Genomic DNA, 23,262 nt, shown 5'->3' with positions numbered 1-23,262 from the left:
GAACCTTTCATCGCCCGAGGTGCATTCGCGGGGCGGGATCTTTCGACAATCGCCGAAACGCCCAATTCCGGCTGGCGAAGAAGGTCACTATGGCGGCAATGCCGGTGGAAAGGATCAGTGATGATATCTGGGGCAGGAGGCTAGTCCATACCAGCACGGCGAGGAGCGCTTCGTTCACGATGAACCCGCCAAATGCTACCAATGCGAAACGTTTCAGGGAGGTCGTTATCTCCTTTTCCTGATCGGAAAAGGAAAAACCGTAGTGACCCATGAAACTGACTCCAAACGCGATCAGAAACGAAACCGGGTTGGCAGACAGTGCGGACCAACCAGAATGGATAAGCGTCGCGCCGATGAGCATATGGACAGCTGTTGCAAGCACCCCGACAAATCCAAACCTCAGGAACTGATTCAGCATCATCTTTGATCCTTAATCAGACTGTGCGTTTCCGCGATTATAAACCCCGGGCGTCCTTTGACCTCGGTAAAGACGCGGGCCAGATATTCACCAAGCACCCCGATCGAAATAAGCTGCACGCCCCCCAACAGGAACACCGCAACCGCGAGCGTTGACCAGCCGGGCACATCGACTCCGAAGATCATCGTCTTCGCAGCGATCCAGAACCCGTACAGAATAGAAAGCGCGGCGACGCTCATGCCGATCAAGGTCCAGACCCGCAATGGCCAACTGGTGAAGGACGTCAAACCGGTTAGACCTAGCGTCAAAAGGTTTCGAAAGCCGAATTTGGACGTTCCGCCTGTGCGCTGCTCCAACTCGATCGGTATGGCTTTGGAGCGAAAGCCGACCCAGCCGTACAGACCTTTCATGAAGCGGTTTCGTTCGGGCAGGGCACACAGCGCATCCACTACGCGGCGATCCATCAATCTGAAATCGCGCGCGTCCGCCGGAATATCGGCTTCGGTTCCCAAGTTTAGCAATTTGTAGAAAACGCCGCTGAAGAAACGCTTCAGACAGGGCTCATCGTCCCGGTGTGCGCGCACTGCATAGACAACCTCGAACCCTTCGGCCCGGTGCTGCAGCATGGTAGCAAGATGGCACAGCGGCTCCTGCAGGTCGGCGTCAAGGATCACCACCCCGGAACCCGTCGAAGCCACAAGCCCGGCCATGATCGCCTGTTCCTTTCCGAAGTTGCGCGACAGTCGCAGGATACGCAGAGGAATGTGGCCCGTGGCCTTCTTCGCGCTCTCGAATGTGCTGTCCGAGCTTCCATCGTCCACCACGATAATTTCGTGGGACCGTACCAATGTCCGGGCCTCATCATTGACGCGTCGGATCGTCTCCGCGATGTTTTCTTCCTCGTTGAAGGCTGGGATTACAAAGGAAAGCTCTGGCACATTTACAGGCGCCGGGACTGCCTGAATGTCGTGTATCGGCATTGTGGCCAGTTTCATGGCTTTGCTCCTGAGGCATCCGCTTCAACTAGAAGGAAGTCGCGCCCAAACTGTCCAAGATTTACAAAACTTTCGCCCAGAATTGCCGAGACTTCGTCGAGTGCACCGCGCCGCACCGCGACGGCATCCCTGACATTATTGAAGGCAAGCGCCTTTAGGCTTTGCGGGTCTATGGCCACCTGCGCTTGGCCGCTTGTGTAGAATTCAGCGGAGTAGCTGCGCTTGCCCCAATAGGTCAGACGCATATCCGGATCGATCTGTGCAGCCTGCTCGACCAACGCCTCTTGCGACTTCAAGTTTAGTGTGTCCGGAGCGAAATGAGCAAGAATCGTGAGAGCAAGAAACAATGCCGTGGCGGCGCCTACACAAAGGCCGAATATCGCTTTGGTACCATTTCCAGGTGATCCTTGAACCGAGGACCAAAGGGACACCAGCAATAGGATCGTTGCCGGAATACCCGGCAAGACATACGCTTCAAGAATGTTGGCAGCAGGCATGAAGAGGAGCATTGGCGCGATCGCCCAGAGCAGAAGATAGCTGTGCCAGCCGCGATTGTCTGCCTTTATGACCGCCACCACGTTCTTCGCGCGCAAAAGCAGCCAGCCTGCAAACAGTGTCCACGGCAGGAATGCACCAAGCCAGTAGAACCATATGAGGCCCTTCGCCCGTGCGTGCCCGGCGCCGTAGAGGTCACCTTGCCAGTTTGATACGGTGAAGCGCTCAAAGTGTTCGCCGATGATGAAATAGCGCAGAAAACCCGGTGTTTTCAGCTCTGCGGCGGCATACCACGGCAGCGTCAGCGCCAAAAGCAGTACTGTCCCGGACAGCCATGGAAGCGCCGCCAGCAGAGACCAGCGGCGTCCGATCAGTAGCCAAAGCCCGATTGGCATCAGCGTCAAAACAGACGCGACGGGCCCTTTTGCCAGCAATCCGATAGCCAACCCGACAAAGAACAGGTGTCCCCAGACAATCCCGCCGCCGCGGCGATCGGTCACAAGAGTGTAGAAAGCGACCATGCTCAGCGTTGTGCCAAGTGTCATGACCATATCGGTCATGACAAATGCCGAGGCCCCGAAGAACAGGATCGACGAAAACAGCACGACCATCACGACAAGTGCTTGGTCTGCGCCCGTTTGCCGTTTCATGAATCTGCCAGTCAAGCCGAGAACCGTCAGCCCCGACAGGAATATGAAGATACGTGCGCCAAAACCTCCAATACCGAATATCTGCATGCCAAGAGCGGAAAGCCATGTGTGCAGCGGCGGTTTGCCCCAGAAGGGAATGCCGTAATCAAATTGAGGCGTGATCCAGTCACCCGTCTCGATCATTTTTCGTGCTATCTCGGCGTAACGCGCCTCTGTCGTGTCCGTGAAAGGCAGCCACAACATGAACAGGACGCGGATGGCCAGCAGCGTACAAAGCGCCGCGAGAAGAAATCTGCGATCTGACATCGAAAGCCTGAAAGGGCGAGGAATCCCAATCGAGCGAGGTTGGATTGGGATATTGGTATCGAGCGTGACCATGTCTGCCTCTTGGAGCTTCAAGCTCTCGATTAAGGCAGCCGATCTGGCCTGCTGGTGGTCGTGTCTATACCGATTGGTAATGTGGCGACCATGGTGGATCGAGAATTTTGGAAGTAATCTCGAAACACAATTCGAAAGTGAGCTCTATGCGCGTCCTGATCGTGGAAGATGATCAAGAAACTGCCGACTACATCTGCTCAAGCCTGCGGGAGCTTGGGCATATGTTCGAACGGGCAGCAGATGGTAAGACCGGATTTCTCAGCGCGCTCGACAGCGATTTTGACGTCATGGTCATCGACCGGATGTTGCCGGGACTGGATGGATTGTCGTTGGTCAAGTCGATCCGCAGCGCGGATGTCGCCACGCCAATCATCATTTTGAGCGCCATGGGCGGCATAAACGACAGGGTCGATGGTCTGGAAGCCGGTGCAGACGACTACCTGGTGAAGCCCTTCGCATTTTCGGAACTCTCTGCCCGCCTTACGGCGTTGGCACGCAGACCCCCGATGCAAACCGAAGAGACAAGATTGCAGCTTGCCGATCTGGAAGTCGATCTGATCAAGCACACAGTTGTCAGGGCAGGGGCTCCGATCCAGATTCAGCCACGTGAGTTCCGGCTGCTGGTCTATCTTATGCGCAATGCCGAACGGGTGGTTACACGGACGATGCTGCTTGAAGGCGTGTGGGATTTCCACTTCGATCCGAAGACGAATGTCGTGGAAACCCACATCTCAAGGCTCAGGAACAAGGTCGACAAATCCTTTGACCGGCAATTGATCCATACCGTGCGCGGGTCCGGATACAGCATGCATGCTTAGGCTTGGCCGGACATCGCTGCGACTGTCGCTGCAGTTCGCATTCCTTTATTCTGTCTTGTCGGCTGTCATCTTCGTTGGTGCCTATTGGTTCACTAACTACGAGGTCCGCGACTGGCTGCACGATCAGATGTCCTCGGATATAATAATCCTTGCTGAAATCTATGACAAAAACGGCATTCAAGAGCTGGTCAAGAGCGTCGATGTCATGGCCGATGTCAATTTCGAGAATGCACGCATTTTTCAGCTACTTGGCCCGGACGGAACAATACTGGCAGGTAATGTTTACGCAATGGAAGGGGCGGTGTCCGAAGGATACATCCCAGCCGACAGAGTTGATATTGAGGGCGAGCATTCAGACGAAGTCTCTGGTTACTGGATCGCGCAAAGCAACATTGGTCCGTATACGCTGCTACAAGGAACTGGAAACCATGTCATAGCCGAGGTTCTCGAGGCACTTGGCATCACGCTGGTCGCCGGTTTCATTCTCATCATGGCATTCGGGACGTTTGCGGGTGTTTGGGTCGGCCGCCTGACGGAGCGCAGGATTGAAGCGATCTCAGGTACAATGGAACAGGTGGCGGCGGGCCAGCTTGCTGCGCGTATCCCGACCGATGCTACATCGAACGACGATTTGTCACGCGTCTCCATCAGCATCAACGACACCTTGGAACAGCTTGAAAACCTGATGGAAAGTCAGGTCCAGATTTCCAGCGACATCGCACATGATCTTCGCACACCCTTACAACGCTTGCGGCAGCGCCTGGAGAAGATGTCCGGCCAGCAGGTCATAAATCCCCAGGACGCCGTTATCGCGCTGGAACAGACCGAGGACATCATCAGCACCTTCAATGCGCTTTTACGGATTGCTCAGATAGAAGCGGGGGATCGGCGCGAGCGATTTCAGCGCACCGACCTGCGAAGCCTCGTCACAAACGTTTACGAAGCGTTCGAACCTTCGGCAGAGGACGGCGGACAAAAACTTGATCTTAAGGTGTCGGATCAACCTGTCGTCGTTTTGGGCGACCCCGACCTTTTGATGCAGCTGATTTCCAATCTTGCTGAAAACGCGTTGCGGCATACCCCCAAAGGCACAACGATAACACTGGCGACCTCATACATGGATGAATGTCCAGTTCTCAGTGTTTCTGACACTGGTACCGGAATCGCGTCCCAAGATCGTGAAAAGGTGTTCAGACGCTTTTATCGCGGCGAGAAAAGCCGGACGACAGGGGGCAACGGTTTGGGGTTGAGCCTGTGCAAAGCGATCGCGGAACTTCATCATGCGAACCTTGAGGTTTCAGACAATCAACCGGGCCTTCGGATCGAAGCTCGATTTCCACCTCCAGCCAAATGAATTGCTGCTGTATGACGATAATGCGGCCGCAACGGAAAGGTGACTGATCTGGATCCTGTTACCCCATAACATGCGGAATTAGGCTCCAGACATCATTGATGTATACCCAGAACAAGACGGTTGCTGCGAGCGCGATTGATGAAAGGAACCGTCGGGGATCTGTCGTAGCGGGTGGCAACCCGACGCCAGTCTTTCAGGCGTTCGAACATGATCTCGATCCGACTGCGTTGCTTGTATCGCCGCTTGTCGTATTTGACAGGTTTGTCGCGCGACTTCCGCCCGGGGATGCAGGGCTTGCCCCCCCCTTTCAAACAGGGCCTCACGGAATAAATCCGCATCATAACTTGCCTGAAGACTACGTGTCGAAAGCAAGGACGATCACACCCGTTCCGTTCGACACCTTCGATCCTGAGCGGAATTGCCCCAGCTGGGTGGCGTTCCTTGACCAAGCCCTTGGTGCCCACAGGCCAGCTTGCCGCCCCCTTCGCCGCCGACCGCATTGAACGGCCCATTGACGGCCTACCGTCGCCCGCTGACCGCGTGGCGCACTTGTTCGGGCACCGGCTAGGGGTAGACCTGCCCGACGTGCTGACTGTGGCCCTGTCGTCGCCTGCACAAAGCGTCATGGACGTTCTGACGGGGGAAGGGCTAGGTGACCTTGATCTTGCCACAGCGGCCGTCTTGGCGGTGCCCCTGTGGGCACTTCCCGCCGACCATCGCGCGACCGTTGCAGGGTTGTGCGAATACCCTTAACGAACTCCGCAAGAGTGTCTAACTGCCGTCCCTTCGGGGGGCGGCTTTTTTGTGCATATTGGATAGTCACTGCGGGAACTTGCATGTTACCTTCGTCCAAATTCAGGCCGGGAGACTTCGATGCAATTTGCGACTATCGCAATTTCAGTTCTAGCATTGCTTATATCAGGAGCGACACTTTGGTTTTCGCAGATTCGACGGGGCAAGTTAAAAATGACGCGGCCTACGGTTGTGTTCTTCGGACCCGACGGCGGCGAAGGTGGCATTTCAAAGGTGTTTCTGCGGACCTTGCTCTATTCGACGGGAAAGCGGGGTACGGTTTTAGAACATCTATTCATACGATTGCGTCGTGGGGAAACTCAACAGAACTTCAATGTTTGGGTATATGGCGAGAAAGATTTAGCCCGTGGAAGTGGTTTGTTTGTTAGCGAAGCAGGCATTGCGACCAATCACCATTTTTTGACTCCGATAGACATACGAGGCTTCGACTTTGCAGCAGGCGACTACGAACTTGAAGTGTTTGGGAAAGTAGTCGGCAAAGACGCGACTCTGCTTCTGTCAACCATTTCCCTATCTATTGACGCCCATGAAGCAGATCAACTTCGACAACAAGACCACGGCATATACTTTGATTGGGGTCCAGACGCAGGCCGTTATCAGAAGAAAATCGAAGGTCTCCGGTCTAAGGCACTTGATCCATTGAAGTTACTTGAGGCGTTGCAAAACGGCACATCGCTTGAGCCGCAGACGAACGAAGAACCTGCTTCGACAGAGTAAATTCTGTAAGTAGGCTGTTAGTAGATTTTATGGATTGCCAATTTCCTCAATGAAATCAAGGAAGATTGGCTCCGGCGGTAGGGATCGAACCTACGACCAATTGATTAACAGTCAACTGCTCTACCGCTGAGCTACGCCGGAATACCGAGGGCGGGATTAGCCAAGCGCGGCGCGTGGCGCAAGGGGGGTGCGTGGTATTTTTGTGCAGGGTGTCATGCGCGACTGTAGCATGCGTCGGGGCCCGCTACCGGGGTGGCTGTGACCAGGCCCTGCTGAATCAGGTGAAGAAGATGGGCCAGCACATTGCGGCCCGCTGCCCCCAGAAGGGCGGGAGGGGTGTCGGCATAGATCTGTGCCACGATGCCCGGGATCGTGTGGGTCTGGTCCAGCGCCATCAGAATCGCCGCAGTGCGGGCCTGCCGGTGGTCTCGCAAGGCGCGGCAGCGGGCGGCGGGGGCATGAACCGGTCCGCCGTGGCCGGGATGAAACACCTTCGCTTCCAGCCGCTCCAGACTGTCCAGCGCGTCCATGAACTGCCCCAGATCGCCATCGGGCGGGGAAATCATCGTGCTGGCCCAACCCATAACGGTATCACCGGTGAATACGGTCGCCGCTTCTGCCCATTCAAAGGACAGGTGGTTGGCCATATGTCCGGGCGTCCAGTGTGCGCGCAGCGACCAACCGTCCCCTGAAACGAGATCGCCCGACGACAACAGCCGATCCGGCATGAAATCGTGGTCCACGCCTTCTCCGCCACCCAGACCCGTTAGAGCCTCCATCTCAGGTGTGCGGCCTGCCGTCGACGGGCCGAACCCCAGCACCGGCGCTTGCAGCCGGCGCGACAGCGGTTTTGCGGCGGGGGAATGGTCCAGATGCGAATGTGTAATCAGGATCGCGATAACCCGGCGGCCCGCCACCGCCCGTTCCACTGCGTCCAGATGCGCGTCCAGGGCTGGACCCGGATCAATGATGGCGACATCGGACCTGCCCAGGACGAAGGTGTTCGTCCCCTCGGCGGTCATGGGCGAGGGGTTCGGAGCCAATACCCGGATCAGATCGCTTCCAACCCGGCCGTCGGAGGGGTAGCTTTCGGTCATGTACACTCCTCTGGATCCTTCCGGTCTCGATCGTCCCGGACACGACCCCGTCCGTTCGGACCCGTATCGCAGCAGCTTGCTGCGCCGCTGGTTGCCACGCAGCTTTTATGCCCGCGCCGCGCTGATCCTGATCGTTCCGGTCGTCGCGATCCAGCTTGCCGTGGCGGTGATGTTCCTGCAACGCCATTACGAGGATGCCACGGTTCAGATGACATCCAACATGGCGCGCGAAATCACCCTCGTCCGGTCGCGACCGGAACTGGGAGAACCGCTGGAGATCGCGTTTGTCGACCCGCCCGATGCCATGATGACGCGGTTCTGGGATCTGTCAGGCCGTGCAATGCGCGACACGCTGATGAGCCGCTTTCCCGATCTGGTGACCATCGACACGCGCACCGATCGCAAGAAGGTGCGCCTGGGGTTCGCGGACGGGACCGGCCTGATGTTTTCCCGCAACGAAGTCTCGACGGCAAATCCGCATCAGCTTTTGGTGCTGATGTTCGGAACCGCGATCCTGATGACGGCGGTGTCCTTTCTGTTCATGCGCGGCCAGATCCGCCCGATTCGCCGTCTGGCCCGCGCGGCCCAGGCCTTCGGGCGCGGCCAGATGACGGACTACCGTCCTTCCGGTGCGACCGAGGTGCGGGCGGCGGGCATGGCGTTTCTGGACATGCGCGCCCGGATAGATCGCCATATCGAACAACGCACGCTCCTGCTCTCGGGTGTCAGCCACGATCTCAGGACGCCGCTGACCAGGATGAAACTGGAGCTGTCGATGATGGACTCGGCCGAGGCACAGGCGCTGGCCGACGACGTCGATGCAATGGAGCGGATCATCGACACCTTCCTCGACTTCGCGCGCGAAAGCGCAACGGACGAACGGACCCGCACCGAGGTTCTTTCACTGGTCCGCGAAGCCGTTGCGATGGCTGCGCCCGGGCGCGACCTGCGGGTCACGGGCATCCCGGTTGAAGCGGATATCTTTCCCGACGGGATGCGCCGCGCGGTTGCGAACCTTGTCAAGAATGCGCTGAGATACGGAGTTGAGGTGCGGGTATCGATGCAGCTTGCCACCTCGTCCATCGTGATCGTGGTCGAGGATGACGGGCCGGGTATCGCACGCAAGGACCATATGGAGGCGATGCGCCCCTTTGCTCGGCTGGATGCAGCGCGCTCCAATACATCCGGCAACGTAGGTCTGGGACTGAGCATCGTACGCGATGTGGCCCGCGCGCATGGCGGAGCCTTGCGGCTCGGGGTCTCCGACCTGGGCGGCCTGAAAGCCGAGATCGTCGTGCCGCGCTGATCGGACGGCGCGCGGGGCAGGGGGAATATGGTAGGCCCGGCAGGACTTGAACCCGCAACCAAGGCGTTATGAGCGCCCTGCTCTAACCAATTGAGCTACAGGCCCCCTGGGTCGATGCGATACCAGATGGCCCGGAGGGGTCAAGACAGGAGACACAGGATGACCGACGCGCGAACACCATTTCTGGTCCGATATACCCTGGTTCTTGTCGGGACGCATATTGCGCTGACCGCACTCGGCATGATCGTCGTGCAGGTTTTCGCAGTGGCGATTCCCTCCGGTGCCATAGCAATCATTCCCCCGATGATCGCCGCACTCGCCGCCGGTCAAGGCTGGGGCCGGGCCATCGGCGCGGTGCCCGACAGTGCTGCGGCCTGGCGATTCGCGGTATTCGGCGGGCTTATCGCGCTGGCCCTGCAACTGGCGATCGCCATGTTCGCACTGGTCGCGCTGTCGGGTTTCCAACTGGACACCGGGGCCATGTTGACGCTGATGGCGATCATGGCTGTGGTTTTCGTCATGTCGGTGCTGGTGAACAGGTTCTTCGTGACGATGGGGGCAAAGGCTGTGCTGCGCGGCTGAAGGTTTCTGACCTGCGAAACCGCCTGTCCCATCAAGCAGAATATCAATCACCGAGAGAATTTCATGAGGCGTTTACGCTTGCCGCAGCGTCATGTCGTTCCTAAGGTCCACGCGCACAACCGGAGTATTTTCATGAAGTTGACGAAAACCCTCGCTGCCGCCGTTCTGATCGGCAGTCTGTCCCTCGGCTCCGGCAACGCAGGCGTGCTTCAGCCCGCGCCGTCCAGCGGCGGGTCCGACAGCAACGGCGGCTTCCTGATCGCCGCCATCATCGTCATCGGCGCGGCAATCTTCGCTGGCAGCCGGGCTGCGACGGACACGAGCGCGACGACAACGGACGAATAGCTTCAGCCACGCCCAAGACGCCGCAGCGGCTCCCACAGGGCCGCGCGCAGGGTATGAGTGGTGAGCTTCGGCTCATCCTCCAACCCGAACTGCACAACTTCGATGCCCCGCGTCAGATAGAGCGTGCCGAACATCCAGTCCCAAACCGACAGGACCTCGCCAAAGTTGCGCCCGTGATGTCGGGGCAGGGTGGAATGGTGGATCTGATGTTGCGCCGGCGAGATGAACAACCGCTCCAGCACCGGACCATAGCCGATCCAGACATGACTGTGCCGGAAGTTGGCCAAAGCCGCGTGACTGATTACCAGAAAGGCATTCACCCCGGCGATTTCCGCCACCGTGGGTCCCGCATCCAGCACGCCGATCGCCAGACCGGACACGATGCCGATCACTGCGGAATAACCCAGCGGAACGATCAGCTGCATCAGGGGATGATGGCGATAGGCGGTCACAGGGGTCATCACTTCGGCGCTGTGATGCAGCGCATGCAGGGGCCAGATCGCGGACCAGCCATGCAGCACGCGGTGCATCCAGTAAAGCGTCAGGTCGCCCACCACGAACATCAGCGCCGCCAGCGTCCAGGGAGACATCTCGACCGCTCCGCTGCCGATCGCGTCGGCGACCCAGGTGGCGATGAACGGCGTCACCGTCAGTCGCGTCAGCAGACCCGACAGCACCAGCAGACGCCCGATCCCGAACAGGATCAGGTCCAGCCGGTGCGACCTGTGACCCCAGATCGACCGGGGCGTCAGCCAGGCCCAGAACCCGATTCCCGGTCGCCGCCACAGCCACAGGCCGAAAGCAAAGATCATGGCGGGCACGATATATTCCGGTGCCAGCAGCGATTGCATCCCGAAGAAGGCGCCGTAGATGTCCATCAATTCCATATCGGCCCTCATATCGGGCGCATTTCAGGCAAACCCTTACCCGCCGTCAAGCTTGCACCATTGAAGCGAACTGCCCCGGCTGATACGCCGCAGCCGACAAACAGACAGGTCGGGATGACGATGACGAAAAATGGCCTCACCTATGCCGATGCAGGCGTGGATATCGACGCGGGAAACGCCCTTGTCGATCGCATCAAGCCCGCTGCGAAAGCCACCGAGCGGCCCGGAACGATGGCCGGTCTGGGTGGGTTCGGCGCGCTGTTCGACCTGAAGGGCGCGGGTTATTCCGATCCTATCCTTGTCGCGGCGACTGACGGTGTCGGCACCAAGTTGCGGCTGGCGATCGATACGGGACGGATGGACACGGTCGGCATCGACCTTGTGGCGATGTGCGTCAACGATCTGGTGTGCCAGGGGGCGGAGCCGTTGTTCTTCCTCGACTACTTCGCCACAGGCAAGCTGGTCACCGAAGACGCGGCGCAGATCGTCGAAGGCATCGCGGCGGGGTGCGTGGCCAGCCGCTGCGCCCTGATCGGCGGTGAGACGGCCGAGATGCCCGGCATGTATCACGCGGGCGATTTCGACCTTGCCGGGTTCGCGGTCGGCGCGATGGAGCGGGGCAGCGACTTGCCCGCAGGGGTCGCTGCGGGCAACGTGTTGCTGGGCCTGCGCTCGGACGGGGTGCATTCCAACGGGTTCAGTCTGGTGCGCCGGGTGGCGGAGCACGCGGGGCTGACGTGGGACGATCCCGCACCCTTCGCCGATGCCACGCTGGGCGCGGCCCTGCTGACGCCGACGCGACTTTACGTGTTACCCGCGCTTGCCGCGATCCGTGCGGGCGGGGTCCACGCGCTGGCCCATATCACCGGCGGCGGGTTGACCGAAAACCTGCCCCGCATCCTGCCCGACGGCCTGGGTGCCGATATCGATCTGTCCTCCTGGGAGGCACCCGGCGTTTTCGGCTGGCTTGCTCAGGCCGGGGGCATCGCGCGGGACGAGATGCTCAAGACCTTCAACTGCGGTATCGGCATGGTTGTGGTCGTGTCCGCCGACCGCGCGGACGCGCTGGCCGAAGTGCTGACGGGTCAGGGCGAAACCGTTGCCCGTCTGGGCACGGTCACCGACGGCGCAGGCATCCGCTATTCCGGCGATCCGCGCTGGTGAGCGACAGTGCGAAAAAAGTCGCGATCCTGATTTCCGGCGGCGGCTCCAACATGGAGGTTCTGGCCCGCGATATGACCGGCGACCACCCGGCGCGGCCCTGTCTGGTGCTGTCGAGCGACCCCGACGCGGGCGGGCTGGCACGCGCAGCCGCCCTGGGCATCCCGACTGCCGCCATCGACCATCGCGCCTATCCCGATCGCGCCGCGTTCGAGGCCGCCTTGCAGATCCGTCTGGCCGAAGACGCTCCCGATATTATCGCGCTGGCCGGGTTCATGCGCATTCTGACGCAGGGTTTCACACGTGCCTGGCAGGGCCGGATGCTGAACGTTCACCCCTCGCTCCTGCCGCTCTACAAGGGCCTTCACACCCATGCCCGCGCCATCGATGCAGGCGATGCAGAGGCGGGATGTTCGGTTCACGAAGTCACTGCCGAACTGGACGACGGCCCCATTCTGGGACAGGCTCGCGTGCCCGTCCTGCCGGACGATACGCCCGATACGCTGGCGGCCCGCGTCTTGATTCAGGAGCATCGGCTTTACCCCGCCGTTCTGCGCCGTTTCGCGGGTGGTGATCGCACCCGGCTGGACCTTCCCCCTGTTGTGAATATCAACTAGACCGGCCCGACACATCCGTTCCGAAAGGTCGCCGCCATTCCCGCCTCGCAGATTACAACGCTGACCACGACCGAGGCGCTTGCCGCCTTCTGCGCCGAGGCCGCGAAAGCCCCCTACGTCACCGTCGACACGGAATTCCTGCGCGAGCGGACGTATTATTCGAAACTCTGCCTCGTGCAGCTGGCCTATCCCGGCGATGGCGAGACCGATGCCGTCCTGGTCGATCCGCTGGCCGACGGCATCGACCTTGCCCCCCTGTATGACTTGTTCCGCGATACCTCCGTCGTGAAGGTATTCCATGCTGCACGTCAGGACCTCGAAATCTTCGCCATAGAAGGCGACACCATTCCTGCGCCGCTGTTCGATACGCAGATCGCGGCGATGGTCTGCGGCTTCGGCGAACAAGTCGGATACGAGACGCTGGCCCGCAAGGTCGCCAAGGCGCAGATCGATAAATCCTCGCGTTTCACCGACTGGTCGCGCCGTCCGCTGTCGGACGCGCAGAAGATATATGCGCTGGCCGACGTGACGCATCTGCGGGTGATCTATGAATATCTGGCCGCGGAACTGGAAAAATCCGGCCGTCAGGCCTGGGTCGAGGAGGAACTGGATATCCTGCGCGACCCCGCCACCTATCGGGTCGAGCCGCGCAGCGCGTGGAAGCGTCTCAAGATGCGGAATCCGTCGCCGCGCTACGTCGCCATCGCCCGCGAACTGGCCGCTTTCCGCGAGACCTATGCCCAGTCGAACAACGTGCCGCGCACACGCGTCTACAAGGACGATGCCCTGCTGGAACTGGTCTCGATGAAGCCCAGGGACGCGGGCGATCTGTCCAAGGCCCGTCTTTTGCTGCGCGAGGCCCGGAAAGGTCCGATCGCCGACGGCATCCTTGCCGCCGTGGCCACGGGGCAGGCGATCCCGCGTGAAGACATGCCCAAGCTGCCCGACCAGAAAAGCCGCGACCAGATCAATGCCGCTTTGGCCGACCTGCTGCGCGTGCTGCTCAAGGCCAAGGCGGAACAGGCGGGCGTGGCGTCCAAACTGATCGCCACGGCATCCGATCTGGACGACATCGCTGCGGGCGAGCGGTCTGGCGATTGGGCCAGGGGATGGCGGGGCGAGGTCTTCGGGGCCGATGCCCTGCGTCTGTGCGAAGGCCAGATCGCGCTTGCCTGCAAGGGTAACGAAGTTCGGATCGTGTCGCTTTAGCGCGACACGTAGGCGCCATGCACCCATCCTTCGGCCCCGGTGGCGTGGCGCACGGCGATCCAGTCGCCCTGGGTTCGCAATGGAACCAGCCGGTCGCCCGGATAGACGCGGCGCAGAATGCGGTGGCTTGTTCCGGGTCCGGCGCGGAAGTTCAGATATCCGTCGGAGGTCTGCTTGACGAACAGCACATTGCCCGCCCGCTTTTCCCCGCGTTCCAGATAATTGCCCGACACCCAGCCACGTTCGCCGGACGACAGGCGGATATAGTACCATCTGCCCAGCGTCTCCTCTACGTCCACGCGGTCGCCGGGGGACAGGCGGCGGATGACGTCGAATCGCGTGCCGGGACCGGCTCGCATATTCAGATAACCGTCGTCGGTCTGCGCCACGTAAAGCGTTTGCGCCATTGCACCGAGCGGGACGAGCAGCAGGAACGCCATAAATAGCACGTGTCGCATGGGGATCTCCGGGTAGCCTTGTTGTCTGGTGCATCGTGGCCCGCCGCTGCGACAGGATCAACCGTTGGCGCGACGCATTCTCGCCCGCTGTCGCGCCGTCAGGTCCGCGCCCAACGCAGCAGGGCCGCACCCAGCAGGGTCGTCATGGTCGAAAATAACTTCATCAGGTTCAGAGGCTCTCGCAGGATCATGACACCGATGAACAGCGCGAAGATGATCGACGTCTCGCGCAGGGCGGTGACAAGGGCGATCGGGGCCTGCGTGAAGGCCCAGGTGACAATGGCGTAGGCCACGAAAGAAGCGCCGCCACCGATCCAGAAGGTCCTTTTCCCCGGTCCGGCGAGTTGCCGGAACGTGCCAGGCGACCGCAGCGCGAGATAGAGCGCCATCATCGCCGCGTTCCCTATGGAAAGCCATGCGTAATAGCCCACGGCGGTGCCCGCGGCCCGCGCGCCGGTGCCGTCGACCAGCGAATACCCCGCTATGAACCCACCCGTGACAAGCGCCAGAAACGCGGCGCGTCCGTTGCGAAGCCCGTCCGCATGCCGGGCCAGTCCCAAACTGACGATCCCAAGCCCGATGATCAGGACAGCGAGAAGCTCCATCGGCGCAAGGTCGACGCCCAACAGCACGACTGAAACGGCGGCCACGATCAGGGGCGCGGACCCGCGGGCGATAGGATAGACCTGCGTCAGATCGCCGATCCGGTAGGAGTTGATCAGGAACATCTGATACCCGAAATGCAGCGCCATGCCGCCAACCATCCATGGCAGGGCCCCGGCGGCGGGCAAGGGGACGAAAAGCAGGCTGGCCAGCGCGAAGGGAACGTGACCCAGCATGATACCGGCCATGCCCAACAGCTTGTCGCTGCCGCCCTTGACCATCGCATTCCAGACTGCATGCAGGGCCGCCGCACCGAGTACCGCAAGGAAGACAGTCAGTGTCATACGTCATCATTTCCGGACAAATCAGCGAAACAGCGTCAGAGCGCCCGGCGACCAGGCCAGCCGCGCCTGTGTGCCGATATCCAGCACGGGCCGTCCGAACACGTTGCGCATGGAGATCCGCACCGGGGCATCGCACCCGTCCAGCCGGACATCGTAATAGGTCATATCTCCGTAATAGACCACTTCGGTGACGCTGCCGTCCGCCACCCGGCCCTCCGACGTCTGCCCCGGAAACAGGAGAGTGGCGGTTTCGGGCCGGAACCCGACTACCGGCTCCCCGTCGGTCGTCGCGATCGACTGCAGGTCGTCCACCACGATCTTGCCCAGCCCCGCGACTTCTACCACGTCGTCGTCGACCGTCGCGGGCAGGAAGTTCATCGTGCCGATGAATTCGGCCACGCGGCGGCTGACGGGCCTGCGATACAGATCCTCGGCCTCGGCCAGTTGCGCGATCTCGCCCTCGAACATGACGGCAATGCGGTCGGACATGACCAGCGCCTCCTCCTGGTCGTGGGTGACAAGAATGAAGGTGATGCCGACCTGCCGTTGCAGGCGGATCAATTCCACCTGCATCTGTTCGCGCATCTTCTTGTCCAGCGCGCTCAGCGGCTCGTCCAGCAGCAGAACCTTGGGCCGCAGCACCAGCGCACGGGCCAGCGCGACCCGTTGCCGCTGCCCCCCGGACAGTGCGTTGGCCGCCCGCCCGCCAAAGCCGCCAAGCCCGACCATGTCGAGTGCCTCCGCGACCAGCCGGGCCTTGACTTCGGCATTCAGGTCCGACCGTTTGCGCAAGCCGAATCCGACGTTCTGGGTAACGCTCAGATGAGGGAAAATGGCATAGGACTGGAACACCATATTGGTGGGCCGCTTGTTGGGTGACAGCTTGGTCATGTCCCGATCCGAGATGACGACAGTGCCCCCGGATACATCCTCGAACCCCGCGATCACGCGCAGCAACGTCGTCTTGCCGCACCCCGACGGCCCCAGCAGGGAGAAGAACTCGCCCGCGCGGATGTCCAGGTCGATGCCGCGCAGGGCATGATAATCGCCATAGTATTTCTGGATGCCTGTCAGATGAATCAGCACATCTCCGGATGCGCGCGCATGTAATTCGGTCACAGAAACCCTCCGGTATCTTTGCCACCCATGCGCGCGATGCCACGGCGGCGGTTCCATTCGGCCAGCGTCAAAATCAGCACCGACACAAGCACGAGGATCGTGCCCAGCGCCATGATGACGGGCAGCAGCTTTGGAAACCGCAGCAGCGACCAGATATAGACGGGCAGGGTGGTGTCGCTGCCGGTCAGGAAGAACGCGATGATGAATTCGTCGAGCGAGATCGTAAAACAGATCAGCAGCGCGGCCACGATGCCCGGCATGATCAGAGGCAGGGTAATCAGCCGGAAGGTCGAGGCACGGGTCTCGCCCAGATCGATGGCCGCTTCTTCGAGCGCCGGATCGAGGGCCTGAAAGCTGGCGTTCAGGATGGCAATCGCAAAGGGCGTGCTGATCAGGACATGCGCCGCGACGACGGTCCAGAGCGACAGCGACCAGCCGAAGAACCGGACAACCACCACCAGAAGCGACGTCGCAACGATGATCTCGGGCAGCACGAGTGGCAGCATCACCAGACCAAGCGCCGCCGCCTTGCCCGGAAAACGATAGCGCACGTTGGCCCGCGCCGCCGCCAATCCCAGCAATACCGACAGCACCGACGAGGCGCCCGCGACCATCAGTGAATTGCCCAGCGCGCGATGCAGCTCCGCATTGGTCCAGAGCTCGGCGAACCAGTCCAGCGTGAATCCATCCAGCGGGAAAGCAATCACCGTGCCCGAATTGAAGGCGAACACCGGCAACAGCAGGATCGGCGCATAGAGGAACAGAAGGAAGGCGAATACATAGAAACGCAGCATCAGCGCGGTCCCCCGGCCAGTCTGCGCGCCAGCCAGACCGTGGCGAGCGCGATGATCGTGACCAGTATCATGGCGATTACCGCCAGTGTTGCGCCCATCGGCGCGTTGTTGAGACCCAGAAACTGCGTCTGGATCATGTTGGCAATCATCAGCCCGCCGGGCCCGCCGACCTGCGCCGGGGTGACATAATCCCCGACTGTCGGGATGAACACGATTAGCAGCGCGGCCACGATGCCCGGCGCGGCCAGTGGCAGGGTCACACGAAAGAACGCGGTAAGCGCGGTTTCGCCCAGGTCGCGCGCCGCCTCCAGCAGGCTGCGGTCGATCTTTTCCAGGGCTACGAAAATCGGCAGGATGGCGAAGGGCGCAAAGGCGTGGGACAGGGTCAGGACGACGGCGCTTGCCGAATAGAGCGGCGCGCTGAGCCCCTCCTGCATCCAGAGGATTCCAGTTGCATTTCCAAAGGCTTCCAGCGGGACGTTGATGTAATCCAGAATCGAATTCAACACGCCATTGTAGCCCAGGATCACCTTCCACAGGAATATCCGCAGCAGGTAACTTGTCCAGAACGGAATGGTGATCAGGAACAGCCACAGGCTTTTTCGGTCAGGACGCACGCGAAAGCTGACGTAATAGGCGACCGGAAAAGCCAGCAGAACGGTGATCAGCGTCACCAGCCCCGAAATCCACAGGCTGCGCCCCATGATGGCGCGATAGATCGGGTCGGTCAGCGCCTCGCGGTAATTGGCCAGGGTCAGGGTGCGGTCGATGGTCAGGTAATCCTGCGTCCAGAAACTGAACAGCACGATGGCCAGCATCGGACCCGCCATCAACGCGACCGCATAAAGGAACGGCGGCGCGATCAGCGTCAATCCGCGTTTGCTGTCCTGATCCAACGGCACCCCCAAGCGATAACGCATGTCATGCGCGACGTTTGTCGCCTTCGCAAGTGGTCACCCGTATCAGTCGCCGGTTTGACGGGGCGTGGCCCGTAGACCCGTATTGCGGTGCAGGGCCGGTACTGTCGCCTTGGCCTGCGCGTCCAGTCGCGCAAGGATCGCCGCCGTGGTTTCCGCCGTGACGACCTGAACCCGCGCCGCCAGTGTCTGAGCCACCACCAGCAAGCCGCCGATTGCCAGTCCGCCGCCGGTGCCCATCAGCACCGGGTCCATCGCATAAAGGAACACGCCGCGTCCGGCGATCATGGTTCCGAACCCGACCAGAGCCCAGCCGCAGACGGCGATGATGAACAGAAGGATACGGGTGAAGATGAAACGGGCCATTTGCAGCGATAGAGCCGCATGAACGGTCGTCCTGCAATGCTCAGCGCAAATCCATGTCGTCTGCGCGGGGTTCGGCGCAGGCTAAACGATGGCAGCCAACGGCCCAGGGGTATGCGAAAAGGGCCCGCACATGGCGGACCCTTCGACAATCGCAATGCGAGGCCGAGACTTAGCGCTTGGAGAACTGGAAGCTCTTGCGGGCCTTGGCCTTACCGTATTTCTTCCGCTCGACGACACGGCTGTCGCGGGTCAGGAAACCTGCCGCTTTCAACGCGCCGCGCAGACCGGGTTCATACAGTTGCAGGGCCTTGGAGACACCGTGCTTCACGGCACCGGCCTGTCCGGTCAGACCACCGCCCTTGACGGTCGCCATGACATCGAACTGACCTTCGCGGTCGGTGATCTCGAACGGCTGCTTCAGGATCATCTGGAGCACGGGACGCGCGAAATACGTGTTCACGTCCTTGCCGTTGACGACAACCTTGCCGGAACCGGGCTTGATCCAGACGCGGGCGACGGCATCCTTGCGCTTGCCGGTGGCATAGCTGCGGCCCAGCTCGTCGCGGACAGGCTCGCGCGGGGCGGAGGTGTCCAGCAGGACAGTCTCGCCACCGTCAGTGGAGGCGGTCGAACCGGAAGTGTCGACGGCGCCCTTGAGGTCTTCGAGGGAGTTCAGTTGCTCGGCCATGCTCAAGCGCTCCTGTGGTTCTTGGGGTTCATCGATTTGACGTCCAGCACTTCGGGCGACTGCGCCTCGTGCGGGTGGTCGGCGGAGGCATAGACGCGCAAGTTCGTCATGATGTGACGCGACAGCTTGTTGCCGGGCAGCATCCGCTTGACCGCCTGCATAACGACCCGCTCGGGGAACTTGCCATCTAGGATTTCCTGCGTCGTGCGCGACTTGATACCACCGGGGTATCCTGTGTGCCGGTAATGCGGCTTTTCACGCTTGTTGCCGGTGATCTGCACCTTGTCGGCGTTGATCACGATCACATTGTCGCCCATGTCCATGGACGGCGTGAATGTCGCCTTGTGCTTGCCGCGCAGGCGCGTGGCGATGACTGACGCAAGACGCCCCAGAACCACGCCTTCGGCGTCGATCAGGATCCATTTCTTGTCGATCAGGTCGGGGGTCATGGTAAAGGTCTTCATGGCCTTGCCCTTCTCTGGGTGAATGACGATGGGGCCAGGCCCCGCATGGAGGCCTTATAGAGGCGGCATTGACGGCGTCAACGCGCAAAATATTGTAATAAAACAGTATAATCAGTTGTTTACGAATGGGGTTTTATTTTACCCCATCCGTTCAGACCCCAATCCGCTCCGATGGGTTGTCCAGCAGGTCGCGCAGACGCCGGATCGCCGCTTCGAAGCTGGTCAGGCTGACGCCCGCATTGATCGCCAGCCGCACGGCATGGGGCGTATGGTCGTCGCGGGCCGCAAACTCCTCGGCGGCGCGGATGCGGACGCCAAGGCCGGCTGCGGCCTGGCAGAAGGCGCCGGCGCGCCACCCTCCGGGCAGGGTCAGCCAGAGGAACGGCACATCCATACGCCAGTTCAGGTCATAGCCGCCAAGATGGTTCGCGGCGGTCTGGATATAACGATTGACCTCGGCCCGTGCGGCGGCGCTTTGTCCCGGCAGATCAGGATGCGGCAGCAACAGCCCCGCCAGATCGGTCAGCGGGGTTCCCAGGCCGAAATAGCCGTGTTCCGCCGACCGCCGCAGCGCGGGCGTCCAGTCGCCGGGCGCAATGGCGAACCCGAAACGCAGCGCCGGGGTTACCGTTTTTGCGATCGAGGAGACATACCAGCCCCGTTCCGGTGCCAATCTGCGATAGCAGGCGGCCTGCGACCGGCCCATTCGGTAGCAATCGTCCTCCATGATCTGAAGGTTGTGGGCGCGGGCGACCTCGACGATTTCCAGCCGCCGGGTCTCCGGCGTGAAGATGCAGGTCGGGTTGTGAACTTCCGGGGAAGTGCAGAGGACCTGCGCGTCGCATCCCTGCGCCGCTTCCGCCAGCGCTTCGGGGACGATGCCATGACGGTCCATCGCGACAGGCACGACATTGGCGCGCAATGCCTGCGCGGCACGGCGGAACCCCGGATAGGACAGCGCCTCGACCAGAACGGTCGGCTTCGATCCGGTCAGCACGGTCTGCAGGACCTGGAAAATGGCGCTTTGCCCGCCATGGGTCAGAACGATGTCCGACTCGCTCACCGGGCCGAGCGGCGTGTTGTCGAGCCAGGCCAGAACGCCTTCGCGCGCTGCCTGCGCCCCACCGCGACTGGGATAGTGCATCATGCCCGACGGCGGATTTTCGGCCACTTGAGCGAGCAGTTTCCGGATCAGCAGATGTTGCCCTTTTGCAGGCAGATGCGGCGAGAAAAGGTTGACCTCATAGCTGTCGCCGCCGGTGCGATGCGGGATCGAGTCGACCTCGATCATGTCCTCGATCACATCGGCGATCAGTGGGGCAGGCCGGGCACTGACCGGCTCCGCTACATATGTCCCGCGCCCGACCGCGGCACTCAGGATGCCCTTGTCGGTCAGGCGGCTATAGGCCCGGGCGACGGTGCCCGGCGTGACGCCGATCTTCCATGCCAGTTCGCGCACCGGGGGCAGGCGGGTGCCGGGGGGCAGGGCGCCCCGGTCGATGGCGGCCCGCACGGCGGATTCCAGCACCGCATACTTTGGCCGGGAATCCTCGCCAAACGAGACCTGAATTACATTCGTATCCGGAATTGTATTCATCACAATGTATCGCTGGATTCGGGTGCGGGAAGATTGTATCTATAAATCACACCCTAGCGGTGAAATTGTATCAATACAAGCACAAGGTTATATCCCGAAAGGAACAGACCATGACGGCCCTCGCATTCGATCACCCCGCCCTCAACGCATACGCTGTCTCCGGCGCTTCGCCAGTCGCCACTGCGCTGATTGCCGCCGGATCGACGCTGGCCAAATGGGAGACACGGGCGCGGACGCGCGCCGGGCTCAAGCGTCTCGATGCGATACAATATCCCGATATCGGTCTGACCACCGCCGAAGTGCTGCACGAGGTGGCAAAGCCGTTCTGGCGCGCATGAGGCGTCCGGACACTTCCCCCCTGGGCCGGGTCGTCTGCGGACACCCGGTCCTTTTTTATGCGGGGCACAAGATTTGAGCGAACCGTCGACGCGGCTTTTGCGTTGAGCCGCATCAACAAACGACGGAGCCAGCCATGCGACCCCTTCTGATTCTCGCCCTCTCTGCCGGTTCCGCCCTGGCGCAGCCGGTCGATCCCGAAGCCGATCTCGATACACTGGACTGCAAAGCCACCGCAGGCGGAGTCGAATGCGCCGTCGAAAGCATGACAGGAGACGATGCCGAAAACACGGTCCTCTATTGTCTTGCGGAAGATGCCGAAGGAGAGCCTTTGGCCAATTCCACAGTCAGCACCGGAACCGGCATTGCCGTCTTCAACAGCATTGCGCCAGAAGATGTGGATCGTATCGCCGCCGTGACCTGCCGCGCCGAATGACGTCAGGATACGGACGGGATGGAATAAGTCAGTGTCGCCCGCGCTACGGGCCGGACGTCGCCTTCCGATCGAAGCAGACAATCCCCCACCGCCAGCGCGCGCCCCAGTTTGAGGATCCGCACCTCGCAGATCAGGTCGGCCCCGGCGACGGGTTTGCGCATGAAGTCGATGGAGCAATTTGTCGTCACAGCCAGCGCGACCGGACCGATCCGCGACAGGATCGCCAGATAGACGCCCACATCGGCCAGCGCGAACATCGACGGACCGGACACCGTGCCGCCGGGGCGCAGATGCCGGTCGGCGACTGTCATGCGAACAGTCAGGCCATCCATATCGACGCGGTCCAGCGTGAAATCCTCGGCCACCTGCAGGAATTCGGCCGACAGAAACCGTTGCAGCGCGCGCGCATCCATTTTCAGCCCGGTCGTTTTCGGCCCAGTCATTTCCGTCATTGCATCCCCCCCGTTCCGGTCGCACCCTTATCGCCACGGATCGAGGAGGATTTCAAATGTCTGACATTTTACTTCGGGCCGACGCCGATGGCATTACGACCCTGACGCTGAATGACCCCGGCACACTCAATTCCCTCTCGGATGCAATGCTGGCCGCCCTGCGCGATCAATTGTCAGACATTTCGGAAGGGTCGTCCCGCGTCGTCGTCCTGCGCGCGGCGGGCCGAGCATTCTGTGCCGGACACAACCTTCGCGAAATGCAGGACATGCGCCAGCACGAGGACGGCGGGGCGGCTGCTTTTGGCGATTTGTTTGACCGATGCAGCGCCGTGATGGCTGCCATCCAGACCCTGCCCCAGCCGGTGATCGCGCGTGTCCAGGGCCTCGCCACCGCCGCCGGCTGTCAGTTGGTGGCAACCTGTGACATGGCGATTGCGTCCCAGGACGCGGAGTTCGGTGTGAACGGGGTCGATATCGGTCTGTTCTGTTCCACGCCCATGGTCGCCCTGACCCGCAATGTCGGACGAAAGCGAGCGTTCGAGATGCTGTCGACGGGTGCCTTCCTGACCGCGCCCGAGGCGGTCACGGCGGGGCTGATAAATCGCGCCGTGCCGCAATCCGCGCTGGATGACGCGGTAGCGGCCATTGCGGGAAAGGTTGCGGAAAAGCTGTCGACCGCCGTGCGTATCGGCAAGGGCGTGTTCCATGCCCAGGCCGAATTGCCCGTGGAGGCGGCTTATCACCTGACTCGTGATGCGATGGTGGCCAATCTGGCGGACGACGACACGGCAGAGGGGATACAGGCCTTTCTGGAAAAGCGCGCGCCCCGCTGGACGCAGTGACCCC

At 61.2% G+C, this 23,262-nt stretch carries 28 protein-coding genes, 2 tRNA genes and 1 pseudogene; 13 read left to right on the top strand and 18 right to left on the bottom strand.

What is annotated here, in order from left to right; genetic code table 11:
- Positions 1–7: 7 nt before the first annotated feature.
- From AC13C2_RS12430 to AC13C2_RS12420, 3 genes are read right to left on the bottom strand one after another with little or no spacing between them, the layout of a single operon-like run.
- Positions 8–418, bottom strand: coding sequence for a GtrA family protein (locus AC13C2_RS12430; protein WP_217638807.1), 411 nt, complete (start codon positions 416–418; stop codon positions 8–10).
- Positions 418–1,413, bottom strand: coding sequence for a glycosyltransferase family 2 protein (locus AC13C2_RS12425; protein WP_482886977.1), 996 nt, complete (start codon positions 1,411–1,413; stop codon positions 418–420). Before AC13C2_RS12425 ends, AC13C2_RS12430 begins: the two co-directional genes overlap by 1 nt.
- Complete coding sequence (locus AC13C2_RS12420; protein ID WP_482886976.1) at positions 1,410–2,936, bottom strand: ArnT family glycosyltransferase; 1,527 nt, start codon at positions 2,934–2,936, stop codon at positions 1,410–1,412. Before AC13C2_RS12420 ends, AC13C2_RS12425 begins: the two co-directional genes overlap by 4 nt.
- A gap of 146 nt (positions 2,937–3,082) precedes the next feature.
- Here AC13C2_RS12420 and AC13C2_RS12415 point away from each other — a divergent pair, with 146 nt between their 5' ends.
- Positions 3,083–3,754: a response regulator transcription factor gene (locus AC13C2_RS12415; protein WP_092763050.1), complete on the top strand. Its 672-nt coding sequence runs from the start codon at positions 3,083–3,085 to the stop codon at positions 3,752–3,754.
- Positions 3,747–5,108 carry a sensor histidine kinase gene (locus AC13C2_RS12410; RefSeq protein WP_482886975.1) on the top strand — a complete coding sequence of 454 codons (1,362 nt, stop codon included), beginning with the start codon at positions 3,747–3,749 and terminating at the stop codon, positions 5,106–5,108. The genes AC13C2_RS12415 and AC13C2_RS12410 overlap by 8 nt, the downstream gene beginning before the upstream one ends.
- 58 nt (positions 5,109–5,166) lie before the next feature.
- Here AC13C2_RS12410 and AC13C2_RS12405 read toward each other — a convergent pair.
- A pseudogene (locus AC13C2_RS12405) lies at positions 5,167–5,450 on the bottom strand (transposase); the annotation flags it as partial.
- Between the two features lie 99 nt (positions 5,451–5,549).
- Here AC13C2_RS12405 and AC13C2_RS12400 point away from each other — a divergent pair.
- Together AC13C2_RS12400 and AC13C2_RS12395 are read left to right on the top strand one after the other, a co-directional pair.
- Complete coding sequence (locus AC13C2_RS12400; RefSeq protein ID WP_482886974.1) at positions 5,550–5,861, top strand: hypothetical protein; 312 nt, start codon at positions 5,550–5,552, stop codon at positions 5,859–5,861.
- Between the two features lie 120 nt (positions 5,862–5,981).
- Positions 5,982–6,638 (top strand): hypothetical protein, encoded by a 657-nt coding sequence (locus AC13C2_RS12395; RefSeq protein WP_482886973.1) that lies wholly within the window; start codon positions 5,982–5,984, stop codon positions 6,636–6,638.
- A gap of 66 nt (positions 6,639–6,704) precedes the next feature.
- On the opposite strand, the gene AC13C2_RS12390 is transcribed toward AC13C2_RS12395, so the two are convergent.
- Both AC13C2_RS12390 and AC13C2_RS12385 read right to left on the bottom strand, forming a co-directional pair.
- Positions 6,705–6,779 (bottom strand) — tRNA-Asn (locus tag AC13C2_RS12390).
- Positions 6,780–6,850: 71 nt separating this feature from the next.
- Positions 6,851–7,735: an MBL fold metallo-hydrolase gene (locus tag AC13C2_RS12385; protein ID WP_092762999.1), complete on the bottom strand. Its 885-nt coding sequence runs from the start codon at positions 7,733–7,735 to the stop codon at positions 6,851–6,853.
- Here AC13C2_RS12385 and AC13C2_RS12380 point away from each other — a divergent pair.
- Positions 7,734–9,041 carry an ATP-binding protein gene (locus tag AC13C2_RS12380; protein WP_339640727.1) on the top strand — a complete coding sequence of 436 codons (1,308 nt, stop codon included), beginning with the start codon at positions 7,734–7,736 and terminating at the stop codon, positions 9,039–9,041. The two genes, AC13C2_RS12385 and AC13C2_RS12380, sit on opposite strands and share 2 nt — an antisense overlap.
- A gap of 28 nt (positions 9,042–9,069) precedes the next feature.
- On the opposite strand, the gene AC13C2_RS12375 is transcribed toward AC13C2_RS12380, so the two are convergent.
- Positions 9,070–9,146: transfer RNA gene (locus AC13C2_RS12375), tRNA-Ile, on the bottom strand.
- A 54-nt stretch (positions 9,147–9,200) separates the two neighbouring features.
- Between AC13C2_RS12375 and AC13C2_RS12370 the strand changes: the two genes are divergently transcribed.
- Positions 9,201–9,623 carry an ABZJ_00895 family protein gene (locus AC13C2_RS12370; RefSeq protein ID WP_482886972.1) on the top strand — a complete coding sequence of 141 codons (423 nt, stop codon included), beginning with the start codon at positions 9,201–9,203 and terminating at the stop codon, positions 9,621–9,623.
- Between the two features lie 132 nt (positions 9,624–9,755).
- The gene (locus AC13C2_RS12365) at positions 9,756–9,968 is read left to right on the top strand and encodes a hypothetical protein (RefSeq protein WP_092762993.1); all 213 of its coding nucleotides are present in this window, start codon (positions 9,756–9,758) and stop codon (positions 9,966–9,968) included.
- A gap of 2 nt (positions 9,969–9,970) precedes the next feature.
- Here AC13C2_RS12365 and AC13C2_RS12360 read toward each other — a convergent pair whose 3' ends face one another.
- Positions 9,971–10,867 (bottom strand): sterol desaturase family protein, encoded by an 897-nt coding sequence (locus tag AC13C2_RS12360; protein ID WP_474521604.1) that lies wholly within the window; start codon positions 10,865–10,867, stop codon positions 9,971–9,973.
- A 102-nt stretch (positions 10,868–10,969) separates the two neighbouring features.
- On the opposite strand from AC13C2_RS12360, the gene purM reads away from it, so the two are divergent.
- The 3 genes from purM to rnd are packed head-to-tail and all read left to right on the top strand — an operon-like array spanning position 10,970 to position 13,842.
- Positions 10,970–12,019 (top strand): phosphoribosylformylglycinamidine cyclo-ligase, encoded by a 1,050-nt coding sequence (purM, locus tag AC13C2_RS12355; RefSeq protein WP_482886971.1) that lies wholly within the window; start codon positions 10,970–10,972, stop codon positions 12,017–12,019.
- Positions 12,016–12,633 (top strand): phosphoribosylglycinamide formyltransferase, encoded by a 618-nt coding sequence (gene purN, locus AC13C2_RS12350; RefSeq protein WP_482886970.1) that lies wholly within the window; start codon positions 12,016–12,018, stop codon positions 12,631–12,633. The genes purM and purN overlap by 4 nt, the downstream gene beginning before the upstream one ends.
- A 51-nt stretch (positions 12,634–12,684) precedes the next feature.
- Positions 12,685–13,842, top strand: coding sequence for a ribonuclease D (gene rnd, locus AC13C2_RS12345; RefSeq protein ID WP_424338089.1), 1,158 nt, complete (start codon positions 12,685–12,687; stop codon positions 13,840–13,842).
- Here the strand turns inward: rnd and AC13C2_RS12340 are convergent.
- From AC13C2_RS12340 to AC13C2_RS12300, 9 genes are all read right to left on the bottom strand, one after another.
- Positions 13,839–14,300: an SH3 domain-containing protein gene (locus tag AC13C2_RS12340; RefSeq protein ID WP_482886969.1), complete on the bottom strand. Its 462-nt coding sequence runs from the start codon at positions 14,298–14,300 to the stop codon at positions 13,839–13,841. The two genes, rnd and AC13C2_RS12340, sit on opposite strands and share 4 nt — an antisense overlap.
- 98 nt (positions 14,301–14,398) lie before the next feature.
- Complete coding sequence (locus AC13C2_RS12335; protein WP_482886968.1) at positions 14,399–15,247, bottom strand: hypothetical protein; 849 nt, start codon at positions 15,245–15,247, stop codon at positions 14,399–14,401.
- A gap of 21 nt (positions 15,248–15,268) precedes the next feature.
- Positions 15,269–16,366, bottom strand: a complete 1,098-nt coding sequence (locus tag AC13C2_RS12330) for an ABC transporter ATP-binding protein (protein WP_482886967.1) — start codon at positions 16,364–16,366, stop codon at positions 15,269–15,271.
- On the bottom strand, positions 16,363–17,160 hold the full coding sequence (locus tag AC13C2_RS12325; protein WP_092762982.1) for an ABC transporter permease: 798 nt from the start codon (positions 17,158–17,160) through the stop codon (positions 16,363–16,365). Before AC13C2_RS12325 ends, AC13C2_RS12330 begins: the two co-directional genes overlap by 4 nt.
- The gene (locus tag AC13C2_RS12320) at positions 17,160–18,080 is read right to left on the bottom strand and encodes an ABC transporter permease (RefSeq protein ID WP_092762981.1); all 921 of its coding nucleotides are present in this window, start codon (positions 18,078–18,080) and stop codon (positions 17,160–17,162) included. Before AC13C2_RS12320 ends, AC13C2_RS12325 begins: the two co-directional genes overlap by 1 nt.
- A 42-nt stretch (positions 18,081–18,122) precedes the next feature.
- Positions 18,123–18,443 (bottom strand): hypothetical protein, encoded by a 321-nt coding sequence (locus tag AC13C2_RS12315; protein ID WP_092762980.1) that lies wholly within the window; start codon positions 18,441–18,443, stop codon positions 18,123–18,125.
- Between the two features lie 169 nt (positions 18,444–18,612).
- The gene (gene rpsI, locus AC13C2_RS12310; protein WP_092762979.1) at positions 18,613–19,131 is read right to left on the bottom strand and encodes a 30S ribosomal protein S9; all 519 of its coding nucleotides are present in this window, start codon (positions 19,129–19,131) and stop codon (positions 18,613–18,615) included.
- A gap of 2 nt (positions 19,132–19,133) precedes the next feature.
- Positions 19,134–19,595, bottom strand: coding sequence for a 50S ribosomal protein L13 (gene rplM / locus AC13C2_RS12305; RefSeq protein ID WP_092762978.1), 462 nt, complete (start codon positions 19,593–19,595; stop codon positions 19,134–19,136).
- A gap of 151 nt (positions 19,596–19,746) precedes the next feature.
- Positions 19,747–21,192: an aminotransferase-like domain-containing protein gene (locus AC13C2_RS12300; RefSeq protein WP_482886966.1), complete on the bottom strand. Its 1,446-nt coding sequence runs from the start codon at positions 21,190–21,192 to the stop codon at positions 19,747–19,749.
- Between the two features lie 110 nt (positions 21,193–21,302).
- Between AC13C2_RS12300 and AC13C2_RS12295 the strand changes: the two genes are divergently transcribed.
- Together AC13C2_RS12295 and AC13C2_RS12290 are read left to right on the top strand one after the other, a co-directional pair.
- The gene (locus tag AC13C2_RS12295) at positions 21,303–21,530 is read left to right on the top strand and encodes a DUF1127 domain-containing protein (protein WP_092762976.1); all 228 of its coding nucleotides are present in this window, start codon (positions 21,303–21,305) and stop codon (positions 21,528–21,530) included.
- Between the two features lie 134 nt (positions 21,531–21,664).
- Positions 21,665–21,964 carry a hypothetical protein gene (locus AC13C2_RS12290; protein WP_474521614.1) on the top strand — a complete coding sequence of 100 codons (300 nt, stop codon included), beginning with the start codon at positions 21,665–21,667 and terminating at the stop codon, positions 21,962–21,964.
- A gap of 2 nt (positions 21,965–21,966) precedes the next feature.
- On the opposite strand, the gene AC13C2_RS12285 is transcribed toward AC13C2_RS12290, so the two are convergent.
- Complete coding sequence (locus AC13C2_RS12285) at positions 21,967–22,416, bottom strand: PaaI family thioesterase (RefSeq protein WP_474521615.1); 450 nt, start codon at positions 22,414–22,416, stop codon at positions 21,967–21,969.
- Positions 22,417–22,472: 56 nt separating this feature from the next.
- On the opposite strand from AC13C2_RS12285, the gene AC13C2_RS12280 reads away from it, so the two are divergent.
- On the top strand, positions 22,473–23,258 hold the full coding sequence (locus AC13C2_RS12280; RefSeq protein ID WP_482886965.1) for an enoyl-CoA hydratase: 786 nt from the start codon (positions 22,473–22,475) through the stop codon (positions 23,256–23,258).
- Positions 23,259–23,262: the final 4 nt, after the last annotated feature.

Source organism: Jannaschia sp. L-14R (assembly GCF_056857695.1).
The sequence above is the reverse complement of the archived record's forward strand: the minus strand, read 5'-3'. Positions and strand labels throughout refer to the sequence as shown.